Here is a 2,701-nt window from a genome sequence, read left to right as displayed (position 1 = left end):
CCGCAAACGCCCCTGGAATTATATTTTATTTTAAAAACCGCCGCCGAAAAGGGCATAGCCATCCATACGATTGCGCCGAAGTTTACCGGTGACTTTTATAAAGGAGTGGATTACGTAGGGCAGCTGGATCAGTTCATTAAAGAGTTTGAACAGGATCTGCTGGTGATAGCTCATGCGGTGGATGCCTTCAATCTGCCGGAAAGCCTGAAACTGAGTATTCACTCGGGCAGCGACAAGTTCTCGCTGTACCCGCATATTCGCAGGCTGTTGGACAAGCATGAAGCCGGCGTTCACCTCAAGACCTCCGGCACTACCTGGCTGGAAGAGCTCATCGGTCTGGCAGAGTCCGGGCCCGAGGGATTGTCCATGGTAAAAGGGATATACGAGGAAGCTTATGGAAGATATGATGAACTGACGGGCCCGTATGCGCCTGTGATATCCATTGACCAGTCCCAGCTGCCTGCTCCCGATACGTTTTCGGAGTGGACCGGGCAAATCATTGCATCAAAGCTGGAACACAACCCTGAACATCCCGCCTTTGACTCCCAGCTGCGCCAGTTTCTGCATTGCTCGTATAAAATAGCGGCGGAAGAAGGCGATGAGTTTATCCGGTTACTGCGAGAAAACAGGGAGGAAGTAGGCCGCAGGGTGACCCAAAACCTTTATGTCCGCCATATCGAACCGTTATTTTTAGGGAGATAGAATGTCGAAAGCTTGAAGTATAAACAATCAAGCTTATAAATAAATCTCGGTATAGGTGTATTTTATATATTTCACCCTCTCAAAATTCATGACCACTCATACCGAATAGCTGAAATTCATGCTCTTGATAGGGGGGCGTAGCTTAAACCCCGCTAAAGGCGCTAAACCCACCATCGACCGGTATGATGGTCCCCGTAACGAACTTCGAGGCGTCGCTGGCAAGCCAGACGGCGGTACCGATCAATTCTTCCGCTTCGCCAAAACGATCCATCGGGGTATGATCCACGATCGTTTGTCCCCGGTCGGTTAAGGACCCGTCTCCCTTCAGGAGCAAATCTTTGTTCTGCTTCCCGATAAAAAAGCCGGGAGCAATAGCATTGACGCGCAACCCTTCCCCGTGTTTATTGGCCAGCTCAACGGCCAGCGACTTCGTAAAATTATCGATTGCTGCTTTTGCGGCTGAGTATCCGATGACCCGGCTGATAATTTTTTGGGCTGCCATGGAGGAAATATTAATGATGGTGCCCTTTTCTGTTTCAATCATCGGCTCGCTAAAGATTTTCGTCGGCAGATAAGTACCATGGAAATTAAGGTCCACGACCTTCTCGAAGGACTTATCATCCAGATCCAGGAATGATTGATCCGGGTTAATTACGGCACCTGCAATATTCCCGCCCGCAGCATTAACCAGGATATCAATCTGTCCCCATTCATCCAGCACCTTTTTCCTGGCTGCTTCCAGGTCGGATGGGCTCATGACGTCGGCATACAGGGGGAGGGATTCCCCGCCGTTTTGTTCAATCGTCTCAACCTGACGGTTGACCGTTTTTTGGGTGCGGCCCAAAATAGCAACCCTGGCGCCGGCCCGGGCAAGTCCTTCTGCCATGGCACCGCCCAATACGCCATTTCCACCAGTTATAATTGCTGTTTTGCCAGATAAATCGAATAGTTTGTTCATAAGAAAGAAAACGAGTCTGTGTGTTTATTTAATTATTTTAGCCCATCCAGTCTTTTGGGTTGCGCAATCGATTGCTTAAGGTAATAATAAAAGTCGTTTAGAAAAAATGAGAACTATATGCAGGACAGGCGGATTTGGGGGAATAAAGGGACAGATTAGCTATTATTAAAAAAAGTATATTCGTGCTTTATAACAGTTGACGAATATATTTCAAAACTGGTTGCATGCTGATTTATTTTGGGACTTATCCGGCTGTCGTATACAATTTAAGACCAACTTTGTACGGAGAAATGATTGATTTCAAAAAGATCGAAAAAAATCTTGACTTCAGTAGATAGAAATAACTATATTTGTGCTCCATTTGAAAAACGTTTCGCAGGATAAAGATGCTGCGTAACGGAAGGCCCGGGACGGTCATCATTGACGATAAACAAAGGCCGTCACCGTTAGGAGCGGGACATGTATTCCGGGCATTCAAATTTAATATATAATCCTCGGTAGCTCAGTGGCAGAGCAATCGGCTGTTAACCGATCGGTCGTAGGTTCGAATCCTACCCGGGGAGCTTTAAGGTTTTGATATATTGACGTAATGTATTGGCAGGCAAGTAGATAGGCAAACAACTAAAAAGCCTGTTATCAAAATCGTTACCAATATAACTTAATGAATCTTTGATTTAATGATATTGATATGCTGTTTCAATCAGTGTATCAATTACGTATATTGTGAATGTGGTGTTCACGTTTATACGTGTTGTTATTCCGGCGGATCTCATGTGGTGTGGGGTCCGCCTTTTTTATGATTGAATATTGATACTTGCCCCACTAAGTTACAAGCGATGTCTAATTAAAATGTATCTATTATGAACATAGATGATTGGCGGTGGAAAGAATACAATAGCGAGCCCAATTCAGGAGAATATAAAGGCTTTAGTATTAAGGGTACTAGGAGTCTGTCGGACTAAGCAGTTCTAAGCTTACTAAATTTATTTTTGTGGTGGTGTGTTGAGCAAAAGTACTGTTCGGGGGATATTTTTCTAATTT

2 protein-coding genes and 1 tRNA gene are annotated in these 2,701 nt (G+C 45.1%); 2 read left to right on the top strand and 1 reads right to left on the bottom strand.

What is annotated here, in order from left to right; translation table 11 throughout:
* The coding region (locus ACESLU_RS13915; RefSeq protein WP_372639234.1) for a tagaturonate epimerase family protein at positions 1-702 on the top strand (702 nt) is incomplete at its 5' end.
* 142 nt (positions 703-844) lie between these two features.
* On the opposite strand, the gene ACESLU_RS13910 is transcribed toward ACESLU_RS13915, so the two are convergent.
* The gene (locus ACESLU_RS13910; protein ID WP_372639233.1) at positions 845-1,660 is read right to left on the bottom strand and encodes an SDR family oxidoreductase; all 816 of its coding nucleotides are present in this window, start codon (positions 1,658-1,660) and stop codon (positions 845-847) included.
* 491 nt (positions 1,661-2,151) lie between these two features.
* Here ACESLU_RS13910 and ACESLU_RS13905 point away from each other — a divergent pair.
* A tRNA-Asn gene (locus tag ACESLU_RS13905) sits at positions 2,152-2,223 on the top strand.
* Positions 2,224-2,701 lie beyond the last annotated feature (478 nt).

The organism is Fodinibius sp. (assembly GCF_041642155.1).
Taxonomy (GTDB): domain Bacteria; phylum Bacteroidota; class Rhodothermia; order Balneolales; family Balneolaceae; genus Fodinibius.
Note: the sequence above shows the minus strand (reverse complement) of the source record. Positions and strands in the feature narration are given on the sequence as shown.

Bases quoted from the DNA above. Each gene is read 5' to 3' on its own strand.
- ACESLU_RS13910 (WP_372639233.1), bottom strand. From the start codon at position 1,660: ATGAACAAACTATTCGATTTATCTGGCAAAACAGCAATTATAACTGGT.